General features: G+C 61.1%; 18 protein-coding genes and 1 pseudogene. 9 read left to right on the top strand and 10 right to left on the bottom strand.

Annotation, left to right across the window (positions count from 1 at the left end; translation table 11 throughout):
* Positions 1–109 precede the first annotated feature (109 nt).
* The 3 genes from EEB12_RS21825 to sthA form a co-directional block, all read right to left on the bottom strand.
* A complete protein-coding gene (locus EEB12_RS21825) occupies positions 110–976 on the bottom strand; it encodes a class I SAM-dependent methyltransferase (RefSeq protein ID WP_060938116.1) in 867 nt (288 codons plus the stop codon).
* An 88-nt stretch (positions 977–1,064) separates the two neighbouring features.
* Positions 1,065–1,967 carry a hypothetical protein gene (locus EEB12_RS21820; protein ID WP_019745033.1) on the bottom strand — a complete coding sequence of 301 codons (903 nt, stop codon included), beginning with the start codon at positions 1,965–1,967 and terminating at the stop codon, positions 1,065–1,067.
* Between the two features lie 151 nt (positions 1,968–2,118).
* Positions 2,119–3,531, bottom strand: a complete 1,413-nt coding sequence (sthA, locus tag EEB12_RS21815) for a Si-specific NAD(P)(+) transhydrogenase (RefSeq protein ID WP_007733953.1) — start codon at positions 3,529–3,531, stop codon at positions 2,119–2,121.
* A gap of 471 nt (positions 3,532–4,002) precedes the next feature.
* Between sthA and EEB12_RS21810 the strand changes: the two genes are divergently transcribed.
* The 6 genes from EEB12_RS21810 (at position 4,003) to EEB12_RS21785 (ending at position 10,291) form a co-directional block, all read left to right on the top strand.
* Entirely contained in the window at positions 4,003–5,535 is a 1,533-nt protein-coding gene (locus EEB12_RS21810; protein WP_141488488.1) for a condensation domain-containing protein, read from the top strand.
* Entirely contained in the window at positions 5,468–6,940 is a 1,473-nt protein-coding gene (locus EEB12_RS21805; protein WP_141488487.1) for a condensation domain-containing protein, read from the top strand. Before EEB12_RS21810 ends, EEB12_RS21805 begins: the two co-directional genes overlap by 68 nt.
* Positions 6,940–8,322 (top strand): condensation domain-containing protein, encoded by a 1,383-nt coding sequence (locus tag EEB12_RS21800; protein ID WP_092762990.1) that lies wholly within the window; start codon positions 6,940–6,942, stop codon positions 8,320–8,322. Before EEB12_RS21805 ends, EEB12_RS21800 begins: the two co-directional genes overlap by 1 nt.
* Positions 8,323–8,400: 78 nt before the next feature.
* A complete protein-coding gene (locus EEB12_RS21795) occupies positions 8,401–8,862 on the top strand; it encodes a MarR family winged helix-turn-helix transcriptional regulator (RefSeq protein ID WP_003940568.1) in 462 nt (153 codons plus the stop codon).
* Positions 8,859–9,287 carry an organic hydroperoxide resistance protein gene (locus EEB12_RS21790; RefSeq protein ID WP_003939720.1) on the top strand — a complete coding sequence of 143 codons (429 nt, stop codon included), beginning with the start codon at positions 8,859–8,861 and terminating at the stop codon, positions 9,285–9,287. Before EEB12_RS21795 ends, EEB12_RS21790 begins: the two co-directional genes overlap by 4 nt.
* Positions 9,284–10,291 (top strand): NADP-dependent oxidoreductase, encoded by a 1,008-nt coding sequence (locus EEB12_RS21785; protein WP_019745038.1) that lies wholly within the window; start codon positions 9,284–9,286, stop codon positions 10,289–10,291. Before EEB12_RS21790 ends, EEB12_RS21785 begins: the two co-directional genes overlap by 4 nt.
* A gap of 78 nt (positions 10,292–10,369) precedes the next feature.
* Here EEB12_RS21785 and EEB12_RS21780 read toward each other — a convergent pair whose 3' ends face one another.
* The 4 genes from EEB12_RS21780 to EEB12_RS21765 all read right to left on the bottom strand — a co-directional run bounded on the left by EEB12_RS21780 (position 10,370) and on the right by EEB12_RS21765 (position 13,603).
* Entirely contained in the window at positions 10,370–11,245 is an 876-nt protein-coding gene (locus EEB12_RS21780; protein ID WP_020970568.1) for an oxidoreductase, read from the bottom strand.
* Positions 11,246–11,296: 51 nt separating this feature from the next.
* Positions 11,297–12,253 (bottom strand): membrane protein insertase YidC, encoded by a 957-nt coding sequence (gene yidC / locus EEB12_RS21775; RefSeq protein WP_019745039.1) that lies wholly within the window; start codon positions 12,251–12,253, stop codon positions 11,297–11,299.
* A 113-nt stretch (positions 12,254–12,366) separates the two neighbouring features.
* Positions 12,367–12,672, bottom strand: coding sequence for a DUF6412 domain-containing protein (locus EEB12_RS21770; protein ID WP_021345368.1), 306 nt, complete (start codon positions 12,670–12,672; stop codon positions 12,367–12,369).
* Between the two features lie 34 nt (positions 12,673–12,706).
* On the bottom strand, positions 12,707–13,603 hold the full coding sequence (locus tag EEB12_RS21765; RefSeq protein WP_020908881.1) for a LysR family transcriptional regulator: 897 nt from the start codon (positions 13,601–13,603) through the stop codon (positions 12,707–12,709).
* 203 nt (positions 13,604–13,806) lie between these two features.
* Here EEB12_RS21765 and EEB12_RS21760 point away from each other — a divergent pair, with 203 nt between their 5' ends.
* On the top strand, positions 13,807–15,273 hold the full coding sequence (locus EEB12_RS21760; protein ID WP_258537179.1) for an MFS transporter: 1,467 nt from the start codon (positions 13,807–13,809) through the stop codon (positions 15,271–15,273).
* Here EEB12_RS21760 and EEB12_RS21755 read toward each other — a convergent pair.
* From EEB12_RS21755 to EEB12_RS21745, 3 genes and pseudogenes are all read right to left on the bottom strand, one after another.
* Entirely contained in the window at positions 15,212–15,691 is a 480-nt protein-coding gene (locus tag EEB12_RS21755) for an alpha/beta fold hydrolase (RefSeq protein WP_133053467.1), read from the bottom strand. The two genes, EEB12_RS21760 and EEB12_RS21755, sit on opposite strands and share 62 nt — an antisense overlap.
* Positions 15,692–15,804: 113 nt before the next feature.
* A pseudogene (locus EEB12_RS21750) lies at positions 15,805–16,098 on the bottom strand (LuxR family transcriptional regulator); the annotation flags it as partial.
* Between the two features lie 88 nt (positions 16,099–16,186).
* A complete protein-coding gene (locus EEB12_RS21745; RefSeq protein ID WP_019745042.1) occupies positions 16,187–18,520 on the bottom strand; it encodes an ATP-binding protein in 2,334 nt (777 codons plus the stop codon).
* Positions 18,521–18,716: 196 nt separating this feature from the next.
* Between EEB12_RS21745 and EEB12_RS21740 the strand changes: the two genes are divergently transcribed.
* Positions 18,717–19,442 (top strand): GntR family transcriptional regulator, encoded by a 726-nt coding sequence (locus EEB12_RS21740; protein ID WP_020908886.1) that lies wholly within the window; start codon positions 18,717–18,719, stop codon positions 19,440–19,442.
* Between the two features lie 107 nt (positions 19,443–19,549).
* A complete protein-coding gene (locus tag EEB12_RS21735; RefSeq protein ID WP_070385610.1) occupies positions 19,550–21,124 on the top strand; it encodes an NCS1 family nucleobase:cation symporter-1 in 1,575 nt (524 codons plus the stop codon).
* Positions 21,125–21,128 lie beyond the last annotated feature (4 nt).

Below are 21,128 nucleotides of genomic sequence, written 5' to 3'. Positions count from 1 at the left end.
GGGCGAGTTGGCAGGCAACAACCGGGACAAAGCCATCCGACGATCATGCACGAAATACGGCCACGCCACTCCAGGAATTATTCGAAGTCTCCCAAGGGATCGGATCTGCTCACTCACTTCGCTGATTTCGCCTGGCGACGATGGCGAAGTTCAAAGGGATCCGCGGAGAGTGGCTCGGCAGAGTCCATCCGTTGGCGCATGGAACGAGTTCGGGGAAGGCCGGCCAGTCCATGTAGGGAAGTTCCGAAACTGATTCGATATGAAGACCCACATCCAGCAAGGAACCAATGACCTCGCCTAGGTCGTGGCGCCATTCGTGGTTGGCGGTGTGCGCTATCTGTCCGTCGGAGTTCCCGGTATAGGTCGCCGAGTCTTCGTACGATCGCATGCCGCCTCCGGAGAGGTAGTCGTCGGTGATCATCCACGGCTCGAATGCCATTGCGCCGAGGATCGGATGATCGTCCCGGATCTGAAACACCCCACCCGGCTCGAGGAGGTCGTGGATCGACTGGGCCCAGGTGGCGAGTTCCGGCAACCAGACGATTGTCCCGGCGCTGGTGACGATCGTGTCGAAACGTCGGTCGATCAGCGTCGAGGCGAATCGCGCATCACCTTCCACCCACGTGATCTCGCGGTCGTCGGCCTTCGCGATACGCGCTGCGTGGCGCAGAGAGTTGGGCGAAAGATCGAGCCCGTGCACCTCCACCGCACCAAGGCGCGCCCAGGAAATGGTGTCGATACCAATGTGACACTGCAAGTGCAGGAGCGAGCGATCCCGCACTCCCGACGCCGGCAGATGCGTAGACAGACTCGACAGATCGTTCTGCACGACTCTGGAAATGGCCGCTCTGTCGGCGAGAAACCCTCCGACGTCATACATTTCGGAGCGCACATGCACCTCGGCGCGATCGTCCCAATTCGACCGGTTGCCGGCGATGGCTTCTGCCTCGTGCTTCGCTTGGCCCTCGTGCACCATTGACCCTCCGCCATCGACTTGAAGTGTCTTTTTAACACGTCTGTGTTCGTGTTCGCGTTCCAGTTTTCGAAGGGCTGTGGTTTTCGAATCAGACGGTCACTTCTTCGGCAGGTTTCCCCTCGTGGCTCGCCGCGCCGAAGACGGCTACGGCGACGGCGCCCGCGATCGCTCCGACGAATCCGACGATGGCAAGCCATTCCAGGCCCGGTCGCGACGCATCGCCGAGCACCACGACGCCGACGATTCCCGGAACGACCGTCTCGCCTACAACCAGTGCCGCTGTCGCTCCGTTGACGGATCCCAGTTGCAACGCCACCGTGTGCAGATAGAAACCGCCCAGGCCCGAGACGAGGATTGCCCAGCCGGCCGGATCGCGGAGCATCGTGCCGATTTCGAACGGATCGATTCCGTAGACCACGCGTACGGCAATGGCCAGACAGCCGAACAGCACACCCGAGATCAACCCGGCGACAACTGCTGCGCGTGAGCCCAACCATCGGATCAAACCGATACCGATCGACAAGATCAACGCCGAGCCCACCAGGACACCCCAGTGGACGACGTCGTTGGAACTCCCGCCGCCCGCGTGACCCGAAGACAAACCGAGCAGCAGGAGCGATCCGATCACCGCGGCGATCGCGAACCAGTCGCGACGATGCAACTGGATGCCCAGGACCACGGTCCCCAGCACTGCCGTGATGACGAGATTGGCACTGACCACTGTCTGCGACAAGAACAGTGGAATGAGCCGCGCGGAGATGGCACTACCGGCGAATCCGACCGCATCGAGCACGGTGCCCAGGATGAACGACGCCGTCAGCGCGGCGGCGAACGTCGAACGCAAGGTCGGGCCACCCGTCGCCGTCACGTGTCCGGCCTCGCCTCGCTGCTCGGCGGCCGCTGCCGACTTGCGCGCGCCGTACGCCTGCAACACCGACGCCACGCCGTATCCGACGCACGCCACGATCGCGGCAATCAGTCCGATCAGCATCGAAATTCCACACGAAGTTCATGGGCAATGGTCATAGAGATAGACCCTGCCCTATTTTCCCAGGCCTGACATCACCCTCAGGTATTCGAACAAGTGCTACCCGAGAAGTACACCGACCGACCCTGACCGGTACCTGGGGACACCCCGACCCCTAGTGGAATTGCTTGAGAGCCCTGATCTTGTTCATGACGTCGAGCGCCGCCACCTTGTACGCCTCGGACAGTGTCGGATAGTTGAAGACGGCGTCGACAAGGTATTCGACGGTCCCGCCGCACCCCATCACCGCTTGGCCGATATGCACGAGATCCGTTGCACCCGAGCCGAAGATATGAACGCCGAGTAGTTTCAGGTCATCCGTCGACACCAGGATCTTGAGCATCCCGTAGGTGTCGCCTGCGATCTGCCCGCGCGCGAGTTCACGGTAGCGGGAAACCCCGACCTCGTACGGCACCGATTCCTTGGTCAGATCGACCTCGGTGGCGCCTACGTACGACACCTCGGGAATCGAGTAGATGCCGATCGGCTGCAGATCCATCAGCTTCGCGCCTGGTTCGTCGAAGGCGTGGTAGGCCGCGAGTCGACCTTGATCCATCGACGTCGCCGCCAACGCCGGGAAGCCGATGACGTCACCGACGGCGTAGATGTGTTCGACCTTGGTGCGGAAATTGTCGTCGACGTAGATGCGGCCACGTTCGTCGGCTTCGAGCCCGGCGTTCTCCAGCGCGAGTGGCGCTGTGAGGCCTTGCCGTCCAGCCGAGTACATCACGGTCTCGGCGGGAATCTGCTTGCCGCTGCGCAGCGTCGTAAGTGTTCCGTTCGCTCCGACGTCGACGGCCGTCACTTCTTCACCGAATCGGAAAGTGACCGCCAGATCGCGTAAATGGAACCGAAGCGATTCGATGACCTCGGGGTCACAGAAGTCCAGCATCGACGTTCTCTTCTCTACGACGGTGACCTTGGTGCCGAGTGCCGCGAACATCGACGCGTACTCGATGCCGATCACTCCCGCGCCCACCACGACCATGGTGGTCGGGATGGAGGTCAGATCGAGGATTCCGTCGGAGTCGAGCACCCGGTGACTGTCGAAGGACACCCCCGCCGGGCGGGCAGGCAACGTTCCGGTCGCGATCACAACGAATTTTGCCGTGATCGTCATCTTGTCTCCGCGCGAGGCGTCCTCGACGAGGATGGTGTGCTCGTCGACGAACGAGCCGACCCCTACCAGCAATTCGACGCGGTTGCGCAGGAGCTGAGATCGCACGACTTCGATTTCTTTGGTGATGACATGCTGGGTTCGCGCCAGCAGGTCGGCCGGAGTGATGTTCTCCTTGACGCGGTAACTCGCGCCGTACAGTTCGCGTTGGTTCATCCCGGTGAGGTAGAGAACCGCCTCGCGCAACGTCTTCGACGGAATGGTGCCGGTGTTGACGCACACTCCCCCGAGCATGTTGCCCTTCTCGACCATCGCTACCCGTTTACCCAGCTTGGCCGCCGCGATGGCGGCCTTCTGCCCACCCGGGCCGGAGCCGATCACAACCAGGTCGTATTCCATCGGATCAGTCATCGCTTACAAATACCGTCTGCATACGACCGGCAGATGCCGAGCATGTCAATACTCGGTGAACAATCCGCGCGCCGAACGGGCACGACGGCTGTACACGAACCCTGTTGCAATTAAAAGAGATACAGTCAAACCCTTACGAAAATTGCTACACACAAACATATTCCGACATTCGCATGCGCACATTCTTCGCCGTCCGACGGAATTCACAACGGTCTGTTGAAATTTGTTTCACCCCAGAGTGATTGATCGATCAACTGACAGGTGACCAGGGCAGTAAACCGGATGTCCAGTATTCGAATTGTCCGAAATAACGAGCAGAATGTTCCTCGTCACATCCCGCACCGAAGCAGTTGCGCGGAGCCTCGGGTCGCGTTCTACTTGCCTTGACTAATCATCTGTCACTCTCGGTTACAAACATCCGCCCCGTTCACGATCCCCACCTTTCGCCATCTCGAGAGATCAGGTTTCCCAATGGAATTCACGGAACTTGCCGACTATCCCCTACCTCCTGGGACCGTCACCGAGTGGACTCCTGCCGCAGTGAATCCGCCCGAGCTGTGGCCTGTCGACCAGCGTCCCGCCAGCTACATACACGAAGCACACTTGAAACATGCCGAGCAGGCGAAACGGCAGGCGCACCATCACAACGACGGATGCACTCCGTCGTGGCTGGGTACCTCGTTTCGTATCCACGACCGACTCGACCGAAGGATCTGGGCGGCCACTCTCGATCATTGGATCGATCGCCACGAAGTGCTCCGGACACGAGTCGCCATGGAGGGCGAAGCGATAGTCCGACGCACCGCGGGTCCTGGAGACGTCCGAATTCTGGGTAACGAAGTCGGACATCTTGCGTCCTCGATGTCCGTCTTCACGCATCTGCAGCAACTGCTCGACCGGTCGACCGATCCACTTGTCTGGCCTGCGTACCAGTTCGCGACAATTGAAGGTCCCAACCATTTCACCGTGGTCTTTGCCGCTGATCATGCTCTGCTGGACGGATATTCGGTGGCGTTGACCGCGCACGAACTGCAGACGATCTACCGTTCGTCGAGCGAGGGAAGCCCTCCCTCGCCGCCGGAGACCGGAAGCTACATCGACTTCGGCACCAGGGAACGAGATCTCGTGGGACACGCGGACTGCTCTCACCCGGCGGTGCAGACGTGGCGCGAGTTCTACGCGCAGGGCGAGGCTCCGCTCTTTCCAGCGCTGCCCGAACCGGTCGCCGGACGCCGAGGCCCTCAGCAGAGCCTGTCCGCCTGGCTTCTGAGCGCCCGAGGAGCCGAACGCCTGGCAGAAGCGAGCAAGCGCAGCAACCAAGGATTCCTGGCCGCGATACTCGCGTGCGCGGCCAAGGTGACCGGCGATCTCACCGGTGCAGACGAATTCCGCGTCGTCGTGCCGCAACACACCCGTTCGGAGCTTCGATGGGCCGCGTCGCTGGGATGGTTCATCGGTGTTGTGCCGGTGAGGATTCCGATTACCCCCGCAGCAACCGTGAGCGATCTGGCCAAGGTTGCCGGCACGGAGATGCGACGCGTCCGTCCCGCAGCGGCCCTGCCGTATTCGAAAGTGTGCGAGCTGATCGACTCCCCGCAGCACCTGCCGTTCGTGCTCTCGTACATGGACGTTCGTCACGTTCCTGGTGCCGAGCAATGGACGAGCTGGCAGACCAGAGGCCTTCGTAGTCGCGATCATTCGGGAACCGACGTCTACATCTGGCTCACACGGACTCCCGAAGGGCTCAATCTGGCCATACGCCACCCAGGCAACGCGCGCACAAGCCGCCACATCCATCAGTTCGCGGGACTCCTACGCCGCGAAATGGAGGACTTTGCCTTCTCGACCGACACATGCTCACCTCCGACCAACACCGCTGTACCGATCAACACCGCTGTACCGATCAATACCGCTGCACCGATCGAGGAGAACTCTCATGGAAATGACACCCATCGATCTCTGGGCACCGAAAGCCGGGACGCTCACCGAGTTCAGGCCTACTGAGCAGTCCCTGACGGCAGCATCTCGAGCACCACTGAGCGACCAACCTCTCTCGTTCCTCCAAGAGGGACACATTCGTACCGCCGATCACAAGCGCGCACAAGGCGTCGACTGGTCACCGTGGATCGGATTCACGTTCACTCTGCCCGGTGATCTCGATCGGGAGGCACTGCGTCGGGCTGTCCAGGCGTTTGTCTTGCGGCACAACACACTTCACAGTTGGTTCGAGGTGAGACCATCCGAAGATCCTGGCGGCAGCGGGGTCATCGACCGTCATGTGGTGGATGAATCGACGATCGAACTCGCGCCGCACAGCGTCGGTTCCCTGAACACGACCGATGCGGTTCGCGAGCATGTCAGCCGAAGTTTCGCAGGCGATACCAGCCCACTGCAATGGCCTTCGTTCACCAGTGGCGCCGTCGAGCACGGCACCGGCGCCGGTTTCACCATCTACTACGGCGTCGATCACTCGCACACCGACGGCCTGTCGCTGATGCTGGGCGTCGAAGAACTTCGTGCGCTGTACATCGCCGAAAGCGCCGGCATCGACGCTCAACTTCCCTCTCCCGGCAGCTACGTCGAGTACAGCGGCGAAGAACGGGCAGCGGCGAAGAACCTCGACCTAGCCGCAGAACCTGTGCAGCAATGGATTTCGATTCTCGCCGCCAACGCCGGACAACTCCCGACGTTCCCCCTCGACCTCGGCGTCGCGCAGGGCGAACAGACCGTGTCGACCCGCACACATATCGACGTTCTCGACAGCGACGAGTCAGCCGCGTTCGCAGCGCTGTGCAAGTCCAATGGCGTCGGATTCTCCACGGGGATCTTCGCAGCCCTCGCCCTCACCGAGATCGAAGTTGCTGACAGAGCGAACTACTTCGCGCTCAACGCAGTCGGTACTCGTTCCGATCCGAGATACCTGTTTTCTCAAGGCTGGTTCATCAATCTCGTCCCGGTCTCGTTCACGCTGAGTGGTGTCACCACCTTCACCGATGCACTCCCCCTTGCTCACGCTGCTCGCGCAGCCGTGAAGGGACTCGCGGACGTGTCCATTCACTCGGTGATCGCCCAGGTGTCGAAGTTGACCGGATCCGACATCGGCGGAACCTCGGTCCCGCCGATGGTGTCGTACATCGACATGCGCCTGATTCCAGGTGCCGAGCACCACGACGAACTCGAAGCGCGCGCACTCGGTGGGCCAGGAACGACGGGTGATCTGTCGATGTGGATCAACCGGAAGGAAGACCGTACGTACGTGATGGTCAGTTTTCCCGATACCGAGCAAGCGCACACATCGGTGGATCGGTACCTTCGACACCTCCGCAACGTCCTGAGAACGGTCGCCGATACCGGCGACTACCGTGTCGTTCGTCAGGCGGATGCACGTCAGGAAGTGGAGACCGCCTGATGCATATCACCTTTCTCGACAGGTTCGAGGCACGGCCGGGCCGCATCCTGCAGTGGACGCCGAGCGAAATCTCCACCGGATCGACGTATCCGGTTCCTCCGACCTCGAATCAGCAGCTGCATCTTGCCGGGAGCCGCGGCGATACGACTTGGCTCGCTGCCACTTTCGACGTTCCCGGCCCGATCGACACGGACGCACTCCGGGCCAGCTTCGAGGAATGGACGTCCCGTCACGACGCCCTGTCGTGCTCGTTCTCCCAGGCCGAAGAAGCGGATGAATCCTCGGCACTGTTCGTCGACGTCGCCGATGTCGTCGATCTGCGCCTCCGTGAGGAAACAGTGGCGGACGCGCGAACGCCGGAACAGGTGCGAGAACTCTTGGGCGAGCGCTTGGATCGATGGTGCAATCCTTTTGCGTTTCCCGCCTACTTTCTCGGGGCCATCACCCGCGAGGATCAGTCGACAGTGATCTGCGGATTCGACCATGCCATCTGCGACGGCTGGTCCATGAGCATCGCAATTACCGAGATCAGCACCCTGTATCGTGAATACACGCGGGCGGACCGTAATCCGATCGCGTCGGATCTCTTGCCCGAGCCCGGGAGTTTCCTCAACTACTGCTTCCGTGAATCGGCAACCGCGGATCCAGAGCCCGGCGACCACCGCATTGCGGGGTGGCGGTCTTTCCTTCGAGCTTGCGGGGGTGACACTCCCCATTTTCCCGTAGATCTGGGACTGCCCGCCGGGACCATGTCGCCCCAGGGCACAGACACCCGAATGCTCCTCGACGCCGACGAAGCAGAGCTGTTCGACCAGAACTGCGCCGATCATCGACACTCGTCGTTCGGTGCGATTCTTGCGTCGATCGGTTTGGCCACAACACAATTGACCGAAAAGCGAGACACACGCCTTCTGTTCCCTGTTCACACGCGTCGGGAACCGCGGCACAACCACACCTTCGGCTGGCTGGTGGCCAATGCACCCATCACCGTGACGAGCATGGATGATCTTCACAGCACTGCTCGGGCAGTCAATCTCGCTTTCCACGAGGCACTTTCACTGTCGTCCGTGTCGTCGAGACAAGTGTTGAGGAGCTTGGGGCCCGAGGTTTCGCCCACTCGCCGAGACATCTTCTCGGTGTCCTACGCCGACTACCGGACCATGCCCGGTGGATCTCGCCCCCGCGAATCACGGCCCGGCGACTCACAACCTGCGCCGATCAATCCGCAGCAACTCAGTCGCGTGTCGAGCGCCGACGACGTTCAGTTCTGGTTTTCGCGCACCAACGACGGGCTGGCAGTGCGCACCCGATTTCCGGCACCCGCGGCCCAGGCAGTGTTCACCTTCCTCGGGTGCGTATCCGAGATTCTGTCGACGCCGTAGCCAGACGGCTGTGCATCCGCGGATCTATTTGACACTTCTTTGTTGTGCACAACTTAACTGTGCGCTACAGTTGTTCTCGTGACCAACCCACTCGCTCTCGAACGCCAGGTCTGCTTCGCCCTCTATTCGGCGTCGCGGGCCACTACGGCCGCGTACCGGGCAATGCTCGACGACCTGGGAATCACGTATCCCCAGTACCTCGTCCTGTTGACACTCTGGGAACGAGACGGCCGGGGCGTGCGTGAGATCTGTGAGGCACTCGATCTCGATACCGGAACCCTGTCGCCGCTGCTCAAGAGGCTGGAGGGTCTGGGATTCATCGAACGCCGACGCCTCACCACGGACGAGCGTCGCGTCGAGATTCACCTGACCGAGGCGGGTTCCACCTTGCGCAGCAAGGCCGAGGACATCCCGGCCAAGCTCGCAGGCGCCACTGGTCTGAGTAACGACGAACTCACAGAACTTCGAGACGTTCTCACTCGTCTCGGTGAGTCACTTCAAGCATCCAATGCCCACTCCGACGGAAAGAAGAAGTCATGAACATCGTCTACACCGCAGAAGCACTTGCCACCGGCGAAGGCCGCAACGGTCACGCTCGCACTTCGGACGGACGCCTCGATCTCGGCCTCGCCATTCCCAAGGAAATGGGTGGCAGTGGCGAAGGCACCAACCCCGAGCAGCTCTTTGCCGCCGGATACGCAGCATGCTTCCACTCCGCTCTGCAGATGGTCGCCCGCGCCGAGAAGGCCAACGTGGCTGATTCCGCAGTCGGCGCGCGGGTCGGCATCGGCCCCAACGGTGCAGGAGGCTTCGGACTCGCTGTGACGCTGGAGGTTTCACTCCCCCATCTGCCCCATGATCAGGCCGTCGAGTTGACGGAGAAGGCGCACCAGGTGTGCCCGTACTCCAATGCAACTCGCGGCAACATCGAGGTCACCCTCGAAGTAAGTAAGGACGACGAATGAGCACCACCACTGTCAGCCGGGAAATCCGTCTCGCTTCACGCCCGAACGGTTGGCCCACCTCGGAGAACTTCGCCACCGCCGAAGTAGAACTCCCCGAACTCGAAGACGGCCAGATCCTGGTCCGCAACATCGCCATCTCCGTCGACCCGTACATGCGCGGCCGAATGAACGACGTGAAGTCCTACCTTCCGCCGTTCCAGGTCGGTGCGCCGCTCGACGGTGGTGCTGTCGGCGAGGTCGTCGAATCCAAGTCGGCTGATCGCGCTGTGGGCGACGTTGTCGTCCACGGCCTCGGATGGCGTGAATACGCCATCCTCGACGGATCCGCAGTGACTCCGGCCGACACGTCCATCGCGCCGGCGACGGCCTACCTGGGTGCCCTCGGCATGACTGGCCTCACCGCGTATGCCGGCCTCACCGCGGTTGCGGAGTTCAAGGAAGGCGATACCGTATTCGTCTCCGGCGCAGCCGGTGCCGTCGGATCGCTCGTCGGTCAGATCGCCAAGTTGCTCGGAGCGAAGCGAGTAATCGGTAGCGCCGGTTCACCGGCGAAGGTTGCCCGACTTCTCGAACTCGGATTCGATGCGGCATTCGACTACCACGACGGCCCGATCACCGAACTGCTCGCCGCTGCCGCCCCTGACGGCATCGACGTGTACTTCGACAACGTCGGTGGCGAGCATCTCGAAGCCGCCATCGATGCCATGAACCAGGGTGGCCGGATTGCCCTGTGCGGAGCCATCGCTCAGTACAACACCACCGAGAAGCCCACCGCTCCCCACAACCTGGCACTGGTGATCGGCAAGCAGCTCACACTGCGCGGATTCCTCGTGGGCGGCTACCGTCACCTCGGTGGCGAATTCCGCACCCACATGGCAGGGTGGCTCGCCGACAACAAGATTCAGTGGGACGAGACCATCGTCGAAGGCCTGGAGAATGCACCGCAAGCGTTCATCGACCTGATGCGCGGCGCAAACACCGGCAAGATGGTTGTCACGCTGTAACCCGAACAACATCTGGCTCGAACGAATATGAAGGTGGCCGCGAACTTCTCGAAGTTCGCGGCCACCTTCATATCTGAATCAGATCCCGAACGAGACTCCGGTCAACTTCTCCGACAGTGTCCATAAACCCGAGGCTGTCTTCGAATCGTGTGACTTCTTGTTCGACCCCACGACCTTCGGATAACCTCGCTGCTCGAACGGACCGTCCGGTCCGATGTAACTGCCGCCGAAGGCATCCGGCGCGGTTGCCGCCCACAGTTCGGGAAGGGCACCCATCTCCGCGGACTGCGCGAAGATCGAATTGCCGATTCCCATCAGCTTGTCCTGGATCGACTCGGTGTGACCCTGCAGGTTCGTCGACGCGTATCCCGGATGCGAAGCAAGCGCTTTGAGCGAAGAACCCGAGGCCGCAAGCCTGCGTTGAAGTTCGTACGTGAACAACAAATTGGCAAGCTTGGACTGCCCGTAGGCCAACCAGCGGTTGTACTTCCGACGCTCGAAATTGAGATCGTCCAGATCGACAGTTCCGAGCTGATGCAGGGCACTGGACATCGTCACGACACGGTCGGTGAGCTTGTCCTTCAGCAATCCGGTCAACGCGAAGTGCCCGAGATGGTTTGTGCCGATCTGCATTTCGAATCCATCGACAGTCCGGCGAAACGGAACCGCCATCACGCCGGCGTTGTTCACCAGGACGTCGACCTTCTCCGTTGCGTCGGCAAAGGCTCGTACCGACGACAGATCCGAGAGGTCCAATTTGCGGACAACCGCGTTGGGTCCGATCTCGGCGGCCACGGCATCGGCCTTCGTGGTGTCACGACAGGCGAGGACGACGTCGGCCCCGGCTTTGCCAAGCGCCCGTGCGACTACCTCACCCAGTCCGCTGTTCGCCCCCGTGACGACAAATGTGCGGCCGGTCTGATCGACTACGTCTTCTGCGGTCCATTTGGTCATGCATTCCAGCGTACGTGCCTTACCCGCCGGTAGGGAGGGGTCGCTTTTCTGTCATCGCTTGCGTTTGGCGCGGATCGGCTTTGCACCCGGCAGCGGCGGTGCTGCAGCCACCCTGGGCGACGGGGGCGCAGTCACTCCGGGTGTCGGCGACGATTCAGCTTCCTTCTGCTCCGCCGCGATCCGGCCGTAGACCAAATGCTGTTGTCCCAGCGTCCAGCAGTTGTTACTCACGAAATACAGCAGGATCGCCACGGGCGCGAAAGCACCGAAAGCGATCACACCCACCGGAAACACCCACAATGCGAGCTTGTTCATGATCGCTGTTTGAGGGTTGACGGTTCCGGTGACCACTTGGCGCGCGATGGACGCCCGCGACGTGAAATGTGTAGCGACGGCGGCGAAGATCATCAGCGGTACGGCAACCAGAATGATGGAGATACGGCTGACGTCGCCGAACGCTTCCAGTTGCGCTGCCGGACTCGAAATCATGGCGGACAACGGCGCGCCGAACAGTTTGGCGTCGAGAAACGACTGCACGTCGGAGGCACTGAAGAAGTAGTTGGCCGTATTCGCGTTGTCCGCCACCGACATCGGTTCGGTCGGGCTCAGAAACGGGACGTGCGATGCCGCTCCAGTCCGATTGAACGATCGCAGGACGTGATAAAGGCCGATGAACACCGGTGCCTGAACGAGCATCGGCAGACAGCCGAGCAACGGACTGTAGTTGTGTTCCTTCTGCAGCTTGGCCATCTCGACAGTGAGTTTCTGCCGGTCACCCGAATACTTCTTCTGCAACGCCTTGATCTGAGGTTGCAGCTTCTGCATCACCAGTTGGGTGCGGACCTGCTTGACGAAGGGTTTGAACAGCAAAGCCTTGAGCGTGAAGACCAGAAATACGACCGACAACGCCCATACGACGCCGTTGTCGGGTGATCCGGAGATCAGTGAAAAGACCTTGTGCCAGAACCAGAGGATTCCGGACACAGGGTAGTAGACAAAATCGAGCATGACGAATGAACCTCACCGAGAGGCACGCTCACAGGAGATGAGAGCGCGGGAATGGTCGTGGACGCAAGACGTCTGACCGACCTACGACGAGTTCACTCCCGCCGACGGCCGATCTACAGACCGATTCCCGGAGCTCGAGGCTGTGGACGGCCGGGCGCGTCCGGGCTGCTCTGCCTGCGGAAAGCGCCACGCAGGCAGCGTTCGTCATCAGAGGGGCCAGTGGCCGAAACCGTGCACAGCTGCAGAAGTTCGTACTTCGACGACGTTGCGAGGGCTGCGACCACGAAGACGGCAATCGCAGTTCCCAGCACCGCGGCGCTACCCGACGATCCAAGCGGAGGCACGGCGAGAAGAGCGATGAACGGCAGCAGAAGCAGCAACAGTGACCGTGTCACCGTTCCCGTGCTCCGCTGTTGCATGACTGCGAGAGTACAGAACATCTGCCGAATCCAGCTAGACGCTTGCCTCACGTACTTGTTCGCGCAGCCATTTGTGTGCTGGATCGTGGTCCAGCCGACCGTGCCACTGTTGGTGGATGGTGACGGCCGGTAGTTCGGTCGGCACCGCAAACCAGGCGACATCGAGGCGAGCGGCAAAGTATCGGGCAAGCCTTTCCGGCACCAGTGCAACGAGATCGCTGTCGGCCGCCATGAGCGCCGCCGCAACGGGCGAGGCAACCACCGCGATCACCCGCCGGCGCATTCCGACTGCGGACAACGCGTCGTCGATCGGTCCGTGTGTCCGGCCACGTCTGGATGTCGAGACATGTGGATGCTCACACAACTGCGCGAGTGTCGGCTGAGCCGTGCGGGCCAACGGCGACGACTTCGATACCAAGCCCACATGACCCTCTCGGTAGAGAATCTCACTGCACACATCAGAGGACGGCAACGGATCAGCGCCGATATCGAGATCGATCGAACCGTTCCGCAGCGAGTCGACGTCCTCGTTTCCCTCTCCGACACAACGGATTACAGCGTTCGGCGCTTCCGCCGCGAAACGCCTGACCAGAGCCGGGGTGAGGCTGGCCGCCGTGCCCTCGTTGATTCGGATCACGAAAGTCCGCTCGAGCTCTGCTGGTTCGAAGTTCTTGCGGTCGATCAACAGGCCTTGCGCCCCTTCCAGGAGCGATCGGACCTGAGGTGCTGCACGCAACGCAAAGGGCGTCGGTACCAACCCACGCCCGGCACGAACAAAGATCGGGTCATCCATCGCACGCCGGAGACGCCCCAAAGCCCTACTGGTTGCCGGTATCGACAAGTTCAATCGCTCGGCCGCGCCGGTGACACTGCCCTCCGCCACCAGAGCGTCGAACACTCTCAAAAGATTGAGGTCCATATCCATCGCCATAGTTGCACCATACGCAACTATCTACTGCAATCTTTGCAGTAGACGCACGTTACCGAGATCCCTACTGTCGTTTCAGTAGCCGAATTGGCTGTCGATCAACAACTCCCGCAATAGAACAAATTTCCGCAAAGAGGTGCGTCTTGTCCACATATACTTCGATACCGACGGAGAGTCGGGCGAACTCGGACGCGCGACAAGGATTGGTGCTCGCAACGTTGTGCGCGGTCACCGTCCTCGTTATTGCGTTCGTCGCTGCCATCAACCTGACAGTTCCGCTCCTGACGTCCGGGTCTCTGCATCCTTCCTCGACGCAGCTTCTATGGATCGTCGATTCCTACGTCACGGTCTTCGCCTGTCTGGTGATCCCCTGCGGGGCACTCGGTGATCGCTTCGGACGCAAAGGGGTGCTGACCATCGGGTTGATCCTCTTCGCAGCAGGCGCCGCCGTGTCCGCGAGTTCCCCCACAGTGGCGGTGATGCTGATCGGCCGCTGCGTCACCGGAGTCGGAGCCGCCTGTGTTCTGTCGAACAGCCTCGCAATCCTCATGCACGCGACTCCCCCACAGAAGCGTCCTCGCGCAATTGCCATTTGGGCATCGTCGACCGGATTCGGCGGCGTGGCAGGGAATGTCGGTGGTGGCGCGCTTCTGCAGACCGGGTCCTGGCGCTGGTTGTTCGTCGCCGTCGTACCCATCGCGTTGGCAGGTGCTGCCGCAGTCGCCTATCTCGCTCCTCGCACCCCTCGAAATCACCGCGGTCTCGACCCTGTCGGAACCGTCTTGCTGACGGCGGCGACATTCGGGTTGCTGGTCGGTGTCATCGAAGGACCCGAAAGTGGTTGGGGCAGCATCACGGTGATCTCAGCATTCGTCGCGTCGGCGGCGCTTTATGCGGCATGGATCATCGTCGAGCTCCGCGTCGAGCAACCCTTGCTGGATCCGCGGTTGTTCCGCCTTCCTCTGCTGCGCGCGGGATGCCTGGGAATGACCGTCGCGTTCTTCGGTCTGTTCGCACTGTTCTACGTCAACGCATCATTTCTGCAGTACGCCAAGGGATTCAGCGTTCTCACCACCGGCCTGGCGGTGATACCGCTGACCATTCCACTGCTGTTCGGTGCTCGCTTCGTGCCGCTGATCTCGGCTCGTCTGGGTTCCACCATCACCGTGGCGGCAGCGTTCGCGTTCATCGGGGTCGGCATGTTCGGGCTGTCGACCAGCACAGCCCACACTCCCTATTTCGCCTACGCGTTGTGGCTCGTCGTCATCGGCATCGGCGCGGCAGCCGCGCTCCCCGTATTGACTCACGACATCGCGGACTCGCTGCCCCTCGAACAGGCAGGCGTCGGTTCAGGACTGCAGGCGACGGCACGAGAATTCGGCAGCGCCTTGGGCGTCGCCGTCATCGGCACCATCTTGACCAGCCGTTTCATCAGCGCATTGCCCGACGCGATGCGCGACGGAGACGGCGCCGCGCCACGCACGGTCGCAGACGGACTCGAGATGGCCGACACTCCCCTCGCTCACGACGCCGTCCTGAGTGCCTTCACCACCGGCGCGGACAGCGCCGTGCGCGTCATCGCGGTCATCACCCTGATCGCCGGCTGCCTGGTCACTGCGCAATCCGCGTGGTCGAACAGAACGCGAACGAAGGAGACAGAACAGGCGCACTGACAGCGCGTCCGGCCAGTGATTCCGTCAGCACCTGGCCGAACAATTCCGCATCGTCGATAAGCCAATTGTGATTGCCAGGAACCTCGCGAACCTCGGGATCACCCAAGGCGGCGCAGACAGCATGAAAACTCGTTCGCGGAATCACATGATCATCAGCTCCCCACAACACGACAACAGGCATCGCGCGGACTGCGATCTCTTCGAGTGCATCGATGAGATCCGCAGTCCGCGCGAGGTTGCCCGTTTGCCACACTCCACGGGCGTTGCGAAGCGCGTTGAACGCGAACTCGTCGAGTCGAAACTGCGGGATTCTGCGAGCGTGTACCGACTCGGCAGCCTCGACCATCGCCGACCCACACCAGTTCCACCACGGACGTTCACGAATCGGGCGCTCCTGACCACCAGCACTCGACCACACGCCACCACCAACCGAGTTCACCAGAACCAAGCGCGAGACTCGCGTGGGGAAGTCCCGCGCCACTGCAGTTCAGGTGAGGTTTTTCTCCGGGTGAAGTATCGAACTCGATATTGCCGCGCACGCACCGGCGCGGCGACATAATCCGCGAGCAGATCCGGATCCGATAACTCCCCCAACTCCACCAACCAGGTACCGTCGCTGAACACCCGCTGCAGCGCACCCGCAAGCCGGATCGCCAGACGCGTCTTGCCCACGCCCCCAACGCCGGTCAGCGTCAACAAACGGGACGACTCGAACAATCTTCTGGCATCGGCCAACTCACGCCGCCGACCGAAAAAACTCGTCAACTCCAACGGCAAGTTACCGACAACCCGATGATCGGCTTCTGCACGCACAGCGGATGCCATCGACCGACTCGCTTTCTGCGATTCCACTCCAAAACCAACGCTACCCCCGCGAACTGCACCCGAGAAGCGCTCACCACTGCCCGCGATCTCAGCCTCGGGAGTCGGTCTCCTGCTCGGTCGACACGAACCACGCCGCGATCTGCGCTCTGGAGGTGAAACCCAATTTGGTCAGCACATGCTCCACATGCCCCTGAGCCGTGCGAAGCGAGATCACGAGATGTTCCGCGATAGCGCGATTGGTCAGGCCCCGCGCAACCAGTTCCGCAACTTGCTGCTCACGACGAGTGAGGTGAGGTGCCTCAGTTGACGATGAACCCGGAACACTGCGACGCTCGTCGAGCGCATACGCGACAGCTTCACCCTCGGACATCACAAATCCGTTGCGAAACGACTTGTCGAAAGCGCTCTTACCCATAGCCCTACGAGCAGTCTCTGCCGCAGTGTCGTGATGAGGCGACAAACCCGGCAGGCCCGCCAGCCGACCCCCGACCTTCTGCCAATACATGGCTGCCGCGCCGAGCAGAACCGCGGAATTCTTCCAATCACGTTGCGCTGCAGCAATCCACGCCAGTGGTTCGATACACCACGCCGAGTTCATCGGGGCATCGAGAATTCTCAGACTTCGCGTCAAATAATCACGTGCGTCATCTAATTCACCTCGGAGCCAGCCCACGAGCCCGAGGGTTCCCAACGCAAAAGCCTGGAACATGACTTCGTTGGCGGGCACGGTGATCGCGAGAGTCTCTTCGTTGCACTCCACCGAGCGATCGAGGGCCCCGGAAAGAAAGTACGCGATCCCCAGGGTGTCCAGGCCGATCACCACATGCAGCAGATTTTCGTCCAATCGAAACAGCGTCAACGCGGATTCCAACTTGGCTGTAGCGGTATCGAAGTTGCCTCTGAACGTATCGACGTATCCGTCACCCCATGCCGCGAGACCGCGTGAGCGTACGTCCGCCAAGGCATTCGCCAGGTGCCAACTCTCGTCGACCAGCGCTTGTGCCCGTTCGAGTTCCCCCTGCATCGCGTGATTCACAGCGTCGATGGCCAAGACATCAACGCGGAACGGGTCGAGCTCCCGATCCTCTGTATTCAGAGCTCGATCCGTCCAATACCGTGCCTGCACAAGCAATCCACCAGAAAGCCAGAATCTGTACAACGCAGCGACCATTCGCGTCGCAGATCGCGCCTCTCCGGTAGTGGAAATCGAAAACTCCAGCGCGTCGTAGACGTTGTGCTGTTCACGACCCAGCCGTGCGATCCACGCCGCTTGCCGGTCACTGATCCACTCGGCTTCCGCACGAACAACCAGCGCTTCGAACCAATCACGGTGGCGCCGTTGAAGTTCCACGTAGTCGTTCGAGATCTCGGCCTTCTCTCGTCCGTACTCCCGCAGGAGGTCGAGCAGGTGATAGCGAACGGTGCCGTCGATCTCCTCACGAATGAGGATGGACTTCTCGACCAACGCAGTGACGAGATCGAGCACTTCCGTCGAACTCGAATCCTGCCCGCACACTCCCTCGGCAGCGTCCAGCTCGAACCCGCCGGAAAATACTGTCAGCCGACCCCACAGCTGCTGCTCCGGAGGCGAGCACAAGTCGTAACTCCAATCGATCGACAAGCGGAGAGTCTGCTGACGACTCGGTACGTCGCGTCCACCAGAAGTCAAAAGGCGGTAACGATCCGAGAGCCGATCCATGATCTGCTCCGCCGACATACCGCGCAGGCGAGCGGCCGCCAACTCGATCGGAAGCGGGAGTCCATCCAGGTCGTGACAGATATGAGCAACGGCGCGCTTGTTCTCCTCAGTGAGGGTGAAACCGGGGACGACTGAAGCCGCACGCTCGGTGAACAACGACACGGATTCGTACTGGGCAAGTCCCTCGAATTCGCGCGGCTGTTGCTGCGGTGTGGTGAGCGAGGGAACGCGCATCGTCACCTCACCGCCCATTCCCAACGATTCTCTGCTCGTCGCCAAGATCTTGACACCGGCACACCGCCGTAGGATCGCACCGGCAAACAGAGCGACGGCATCGACCAGATGTTCGCAGTTGTCGAGTACCAACAGCAGACTGCGATCGGAGCAGTAGTCGATCACAGTGTGCAGCGGGTCCGACGAGGACACCGGCCGCACCCCCAAAATCACGGCGACATAATCCTCGAGGAGTTCTGGATCCGTCTGCTCGCCCAACTCCACCAACCACGCGCCGTCTCGGAACACCCGCTGGAGCGCACTCGCAAGCCGGATCGCGAGCCGCGTCTTGCCGACACCTCCGATACCGGTGAGCGTCAATAAACGGGACGACTCGAACAATCTTCTGGCATCGGCCAACTCACGCCGCCGACCGACAAAACTCGTCAACTCCAACGGCAAGTTGCCGACAACTCGCTGGTCGGCTTCTGATCGCACAACGGATGCCATCGACCGACTCGCTTTCTGCCAACCACTACAAATCAACGCTACCCCCGCGTTCGTCGCCCTGAGCAGCGCTCACTTGTGCTTCGTCATCGCAGTCGAAATGTCGGCCCTCACGCATGCGATTCACGACGGCCATGCCGGTGTCACGCGCCCGAAACAACGGATTTCTACCCTGGCAGCGACGAGAAGGGAGACCGACATGCCACCGCGCCGTAGATCGGTACTACTGACGCAACTGGTAATCGATGCTCCCGGCAGTCCACAACAAACGATCCTCGACGAACTGCGCCGAGTGATTCTGTCGGGTTCGGCGCCTCCGGGTACCCCGATCCCCCTCGGCGACGTGGCTGATGTGTTCGGGGTCAGCCGAATACCAGTGCGGGAATCGCTGAAGACCCTGGTCGGAGAGTCGTTGGTCGACCACCGCCACCAATTCGGCTACACCGTTGCTCAGTTGACGCCGGCAGAACTGCGCGAGATGTACATCGTCCGCGAAACTCTCGAATCAGCTGCATTGGCCGTCGCCGTCGAGCAGGCCACCGAAGAGGATCACGAACACGCCGTCGAGGTGAATTCCCGTCTGGAGATCGCGTTGCGCTACGACGACTCTCAGTCCTATCACTGTGAGAGCCGAAACTTTCACCTCGCACTGACCCGACCGTCGCAAATGCTTCGACTTCTGCACATGTTCGAAGCTGCCTGGAACATCACCGAACCGGTACAGCCGATGGTCCATGTTGCCGGCGTCGATCGCCAGGTTCTGCACTCCGATCACACCGCGATGCTGGACGCATTCCTGCGTCGGGACGCAGCCGCTCTTCTGAGTGCTTCCGAAATCCATCATCGCCGACTCAACACCGTGATCGCGACTCTGCCGACAGACACCGGCCTACTGGCCGAGAAAGATATACCGATTGCGCAATAGCTGTGCAACACAGCGTCGATACCTTTCTCTCAACACAGTTTTCATCACTGACGCTGAGAGCTCGTGCACTGTCCGCTGATTTCCTGCACTGATGCACAGGAGCTGTCATGACCGACATTCTTCCGTCCCGAACGACCACTACCCCAACTCCCCCAAAGGAAACCGGCTCGGCCGACCTCATCGAAGCCGCGGGCCACCCGGTCGGCGGCGGACTGATCAAACCGGGCTACGACCCTCGCTTGACCAACGAGGATCTGGCGCCGCTTCGCAAGCAGACCTGGTCGTCGTACAACATCTTCGCCTTCTGGATGTCCGACGTACACAGCGTCGGCGGATATGTCACTGCCGGTAGTCTTTTCGCACTGGGATTGGCCAGCTGGCAAGTACTCGTCGCCCTGCTGGTCGGTATCACGATCGTTTACTTCTTCTGCAATCTCGTCGCCAAGCCCAGCCAAGTTACCGGCGTACCGTATCCGGTGATCTGCCGCAGCGTGTTCGGCGTCCTCGGCGCGAACATCCCGGCAATCATTCGTGGCCTGATTGCCGTGGCCTGGTACGGGATTCAAACCTTCCTCGCTTCGGCAGCCCTCGATGTCGTACTGATCAAACTCTTTCCGTCACTCGCACCGTATGCCGTCGTCGAAGATTACGGATTCGCCGGACTCTCCGCACTGGGCTGGGGAAGTTTCATGCTCCTGTGGGTACTTCAGGCCTGTGTCTTCTGGCGAGGCATGGAATCGATCCGCCGCTTCATCGACTTCTGCGGGCCGGCTGTATATGTCGTGATGTTCATGCTGTGCGGGTACCTCATCTACCAGGCAGGCTGGAGCGCTGTCGATCTCACACTCGGCGACGTCAAGTACTCCGGTTTCGACGCCGTGCCGGTCATGCTCGGTGCGATCGCTCTGGTTGTCTCGTACTTCTCCGGACCGATGCTCAACTTCGGTGACTTCTCCCGCTACGGGAAGTCGTTCACTGCAGTCAAGAAGGGCAACTTCCTCGGTTTGCCGTTGAACTTCCTCGTATTCTCGGTGTTGGTCGTCGTCACGGCGTCGTTGACACTGCCGGTGTACGGCGAACTGATCACCGATCCCGTCGCAACAGTGGCACGAATCGACAGCACCTTCGCCATCGTCCTCGGCGCACTCACCTTCATTATTGCCACGATCGGCATCAACATCGTGGCCAACTTCATTTCCCCGGCCTTCGACTTCTCCAACGTGAGCCCGCAGAAGATCAGCTGGCGCGCCGGCGGGATGATCGCGGCGATCGGCTCGATCCTCATCACCCCGTGGAACCTCTACAACAATCCCGACGTCATCCACTACACGCTCGAAACCCTCGGAGCCTTCATCGGTCCGCTGTTCGGAATCCTGATTGCCGACTACTACCTCGTGCGCAAGCAGAAGGTGATCGTCGACGAACTGTTCAGCATGTCGCCGACCGGAACCTACTGGTACAGCAAGGGATACAATCCTGCTGCAGTGATCGCCACCGTGGTGGGAGCCGTCGTCGCAATGGTCCCGGTCCTGGGCAAGGACCTCACCGGGATGTACACCGCAGCGCAGTACAGCTGGTTCATCGGTTGCGGGCTCGGATTTGCCGTCTACTACCTACTCGCCACGCGCACTTCCCTGGCTGTCCGGAATGCTTCTTCTCCCGACACTGTGACGGTCGACTGATCGT

The sequence above is a fragment of the Rhodococcus sp. WS1 genome (assembly GCF_003797745.1).
GTDB classification, from domain to species: domain Bacteria; phylum Actinomycetota; class Actinomycetes; order Mycobacteriales; family Mycobacteriaceae; genus Rhodococcus_F; species Rhodococcus_F erythropolis.
This window is presented reverse-complemented; position numbering and strand designations above follow the sequence as displayed.

Excerpts from the sequence above, each read along its gene's own strand:
- EEB12_RS21805 (WP_141488487.1), top strand. The coding sequence starts at position 5,468 with ATGGAAATGACACCCATCGATCTCTGGGCACCGAAAGCCGGGACGCTC.
- EEB12_RS21810 (WP_141488488.1), top strand. The coding sequence starts at position 4,003 with ATGGAATTCACGGAACTTGCCGACTATCCCCTACCTCCTGGGACCGTC.
- EEB12_RS21780 (WP_020970568.1), bottom strand. The coding sequence starts at position 11,245 with ATGACCAAATGGACCGCAGAAGACGTAGTCGATCAGACCGGCCGCACA.
- sthA (WP_007733953.1), bottom strand. The coding sequence starts at position 3,531 with ATGACTGATCCGATGGAATACGACCTGGTTGTGATCGGCTCCGGCCCG.
- yidC (WP_019745039.1), bottom strand. The coding sequence starts at position 12,253 with ATGCTCGATTTTGTCTACTACCCTGTGTCCGGAATCCTCTGGTTCTGG.
- EEB12_RS21745 (WP_019745042.1), bottom strand. The coding sequence starts at position 18,520 with ATGGCATCCGTTGTGCGATCAGAAGCCGACCAGCGAGTTGTCGGCAAC.
- EEB12_RS21790 (WP_003939720.1), top strand. The coding sequence starts at position 8,859 with ATGAACATCGTCTACACCGCAGAAGCACTTGCCACCGGCGAAGGCCGC.
- EEB12_RS21800 (WP_092762990.1), top strand. The coding sequence starts at position 6,940 with ATGCATATCACCTTTCTCGACAGGTTCGAGGCACGGCCGGGCCGCATC.
- EEB12_RS21825 (WP_060938116.1), bottom strand. The coding sequence starts at position 976 with ATGGTGCACGAGGGCCAAGCGAAGCACGAGGCAGAAGCCATCGCCGGC.
- EEB12_RS21740 (WP_020908886.1), top strand. The coding sequence starts at position 18,717 with ATGCCACCGCGCCGTAGATCGGTACTACTGACGCAACTGGTAATCGAT.
- EEB12_RS21820 (WP_019745033.1), bottom strand. The coding sequence starts at position 1,967 with ATGCTGATCGGACTGATTGCCGCGATCGTGGCGTGCGTCGGATACGGC.
- EEB12_RS21765 (WP_020908881.1), bottom strand. The coding sequence starts at position 13,603 with ATGGCGATGGATATGGACCTCAATCTTTTGAGAGTGTTCGACGCTCTG.
- EEB12_RS21785 (WP_019745038.1), top strand. The coding sequence starts at position 9,284 with ATGAGCACCACCACTGTCAGCCGGGAAATCCGTCTCGCTTCACGCCCG.
- EEB12_RS21770 (WP_021345368.1), bottom strand. The coding sequence starts at position 12,672 with ATGCAACAGCGGAGCACGGGAACGGTGACACGGTCACTGTTGCTGCTT.
- EEB12_RS21735 (WP_070385610.1), top strand. The coding sequence starts at position 19,550 with ATGACCGACATTCTTCCGTCCCGAACGACCACTACCCCAACTCCCCCA.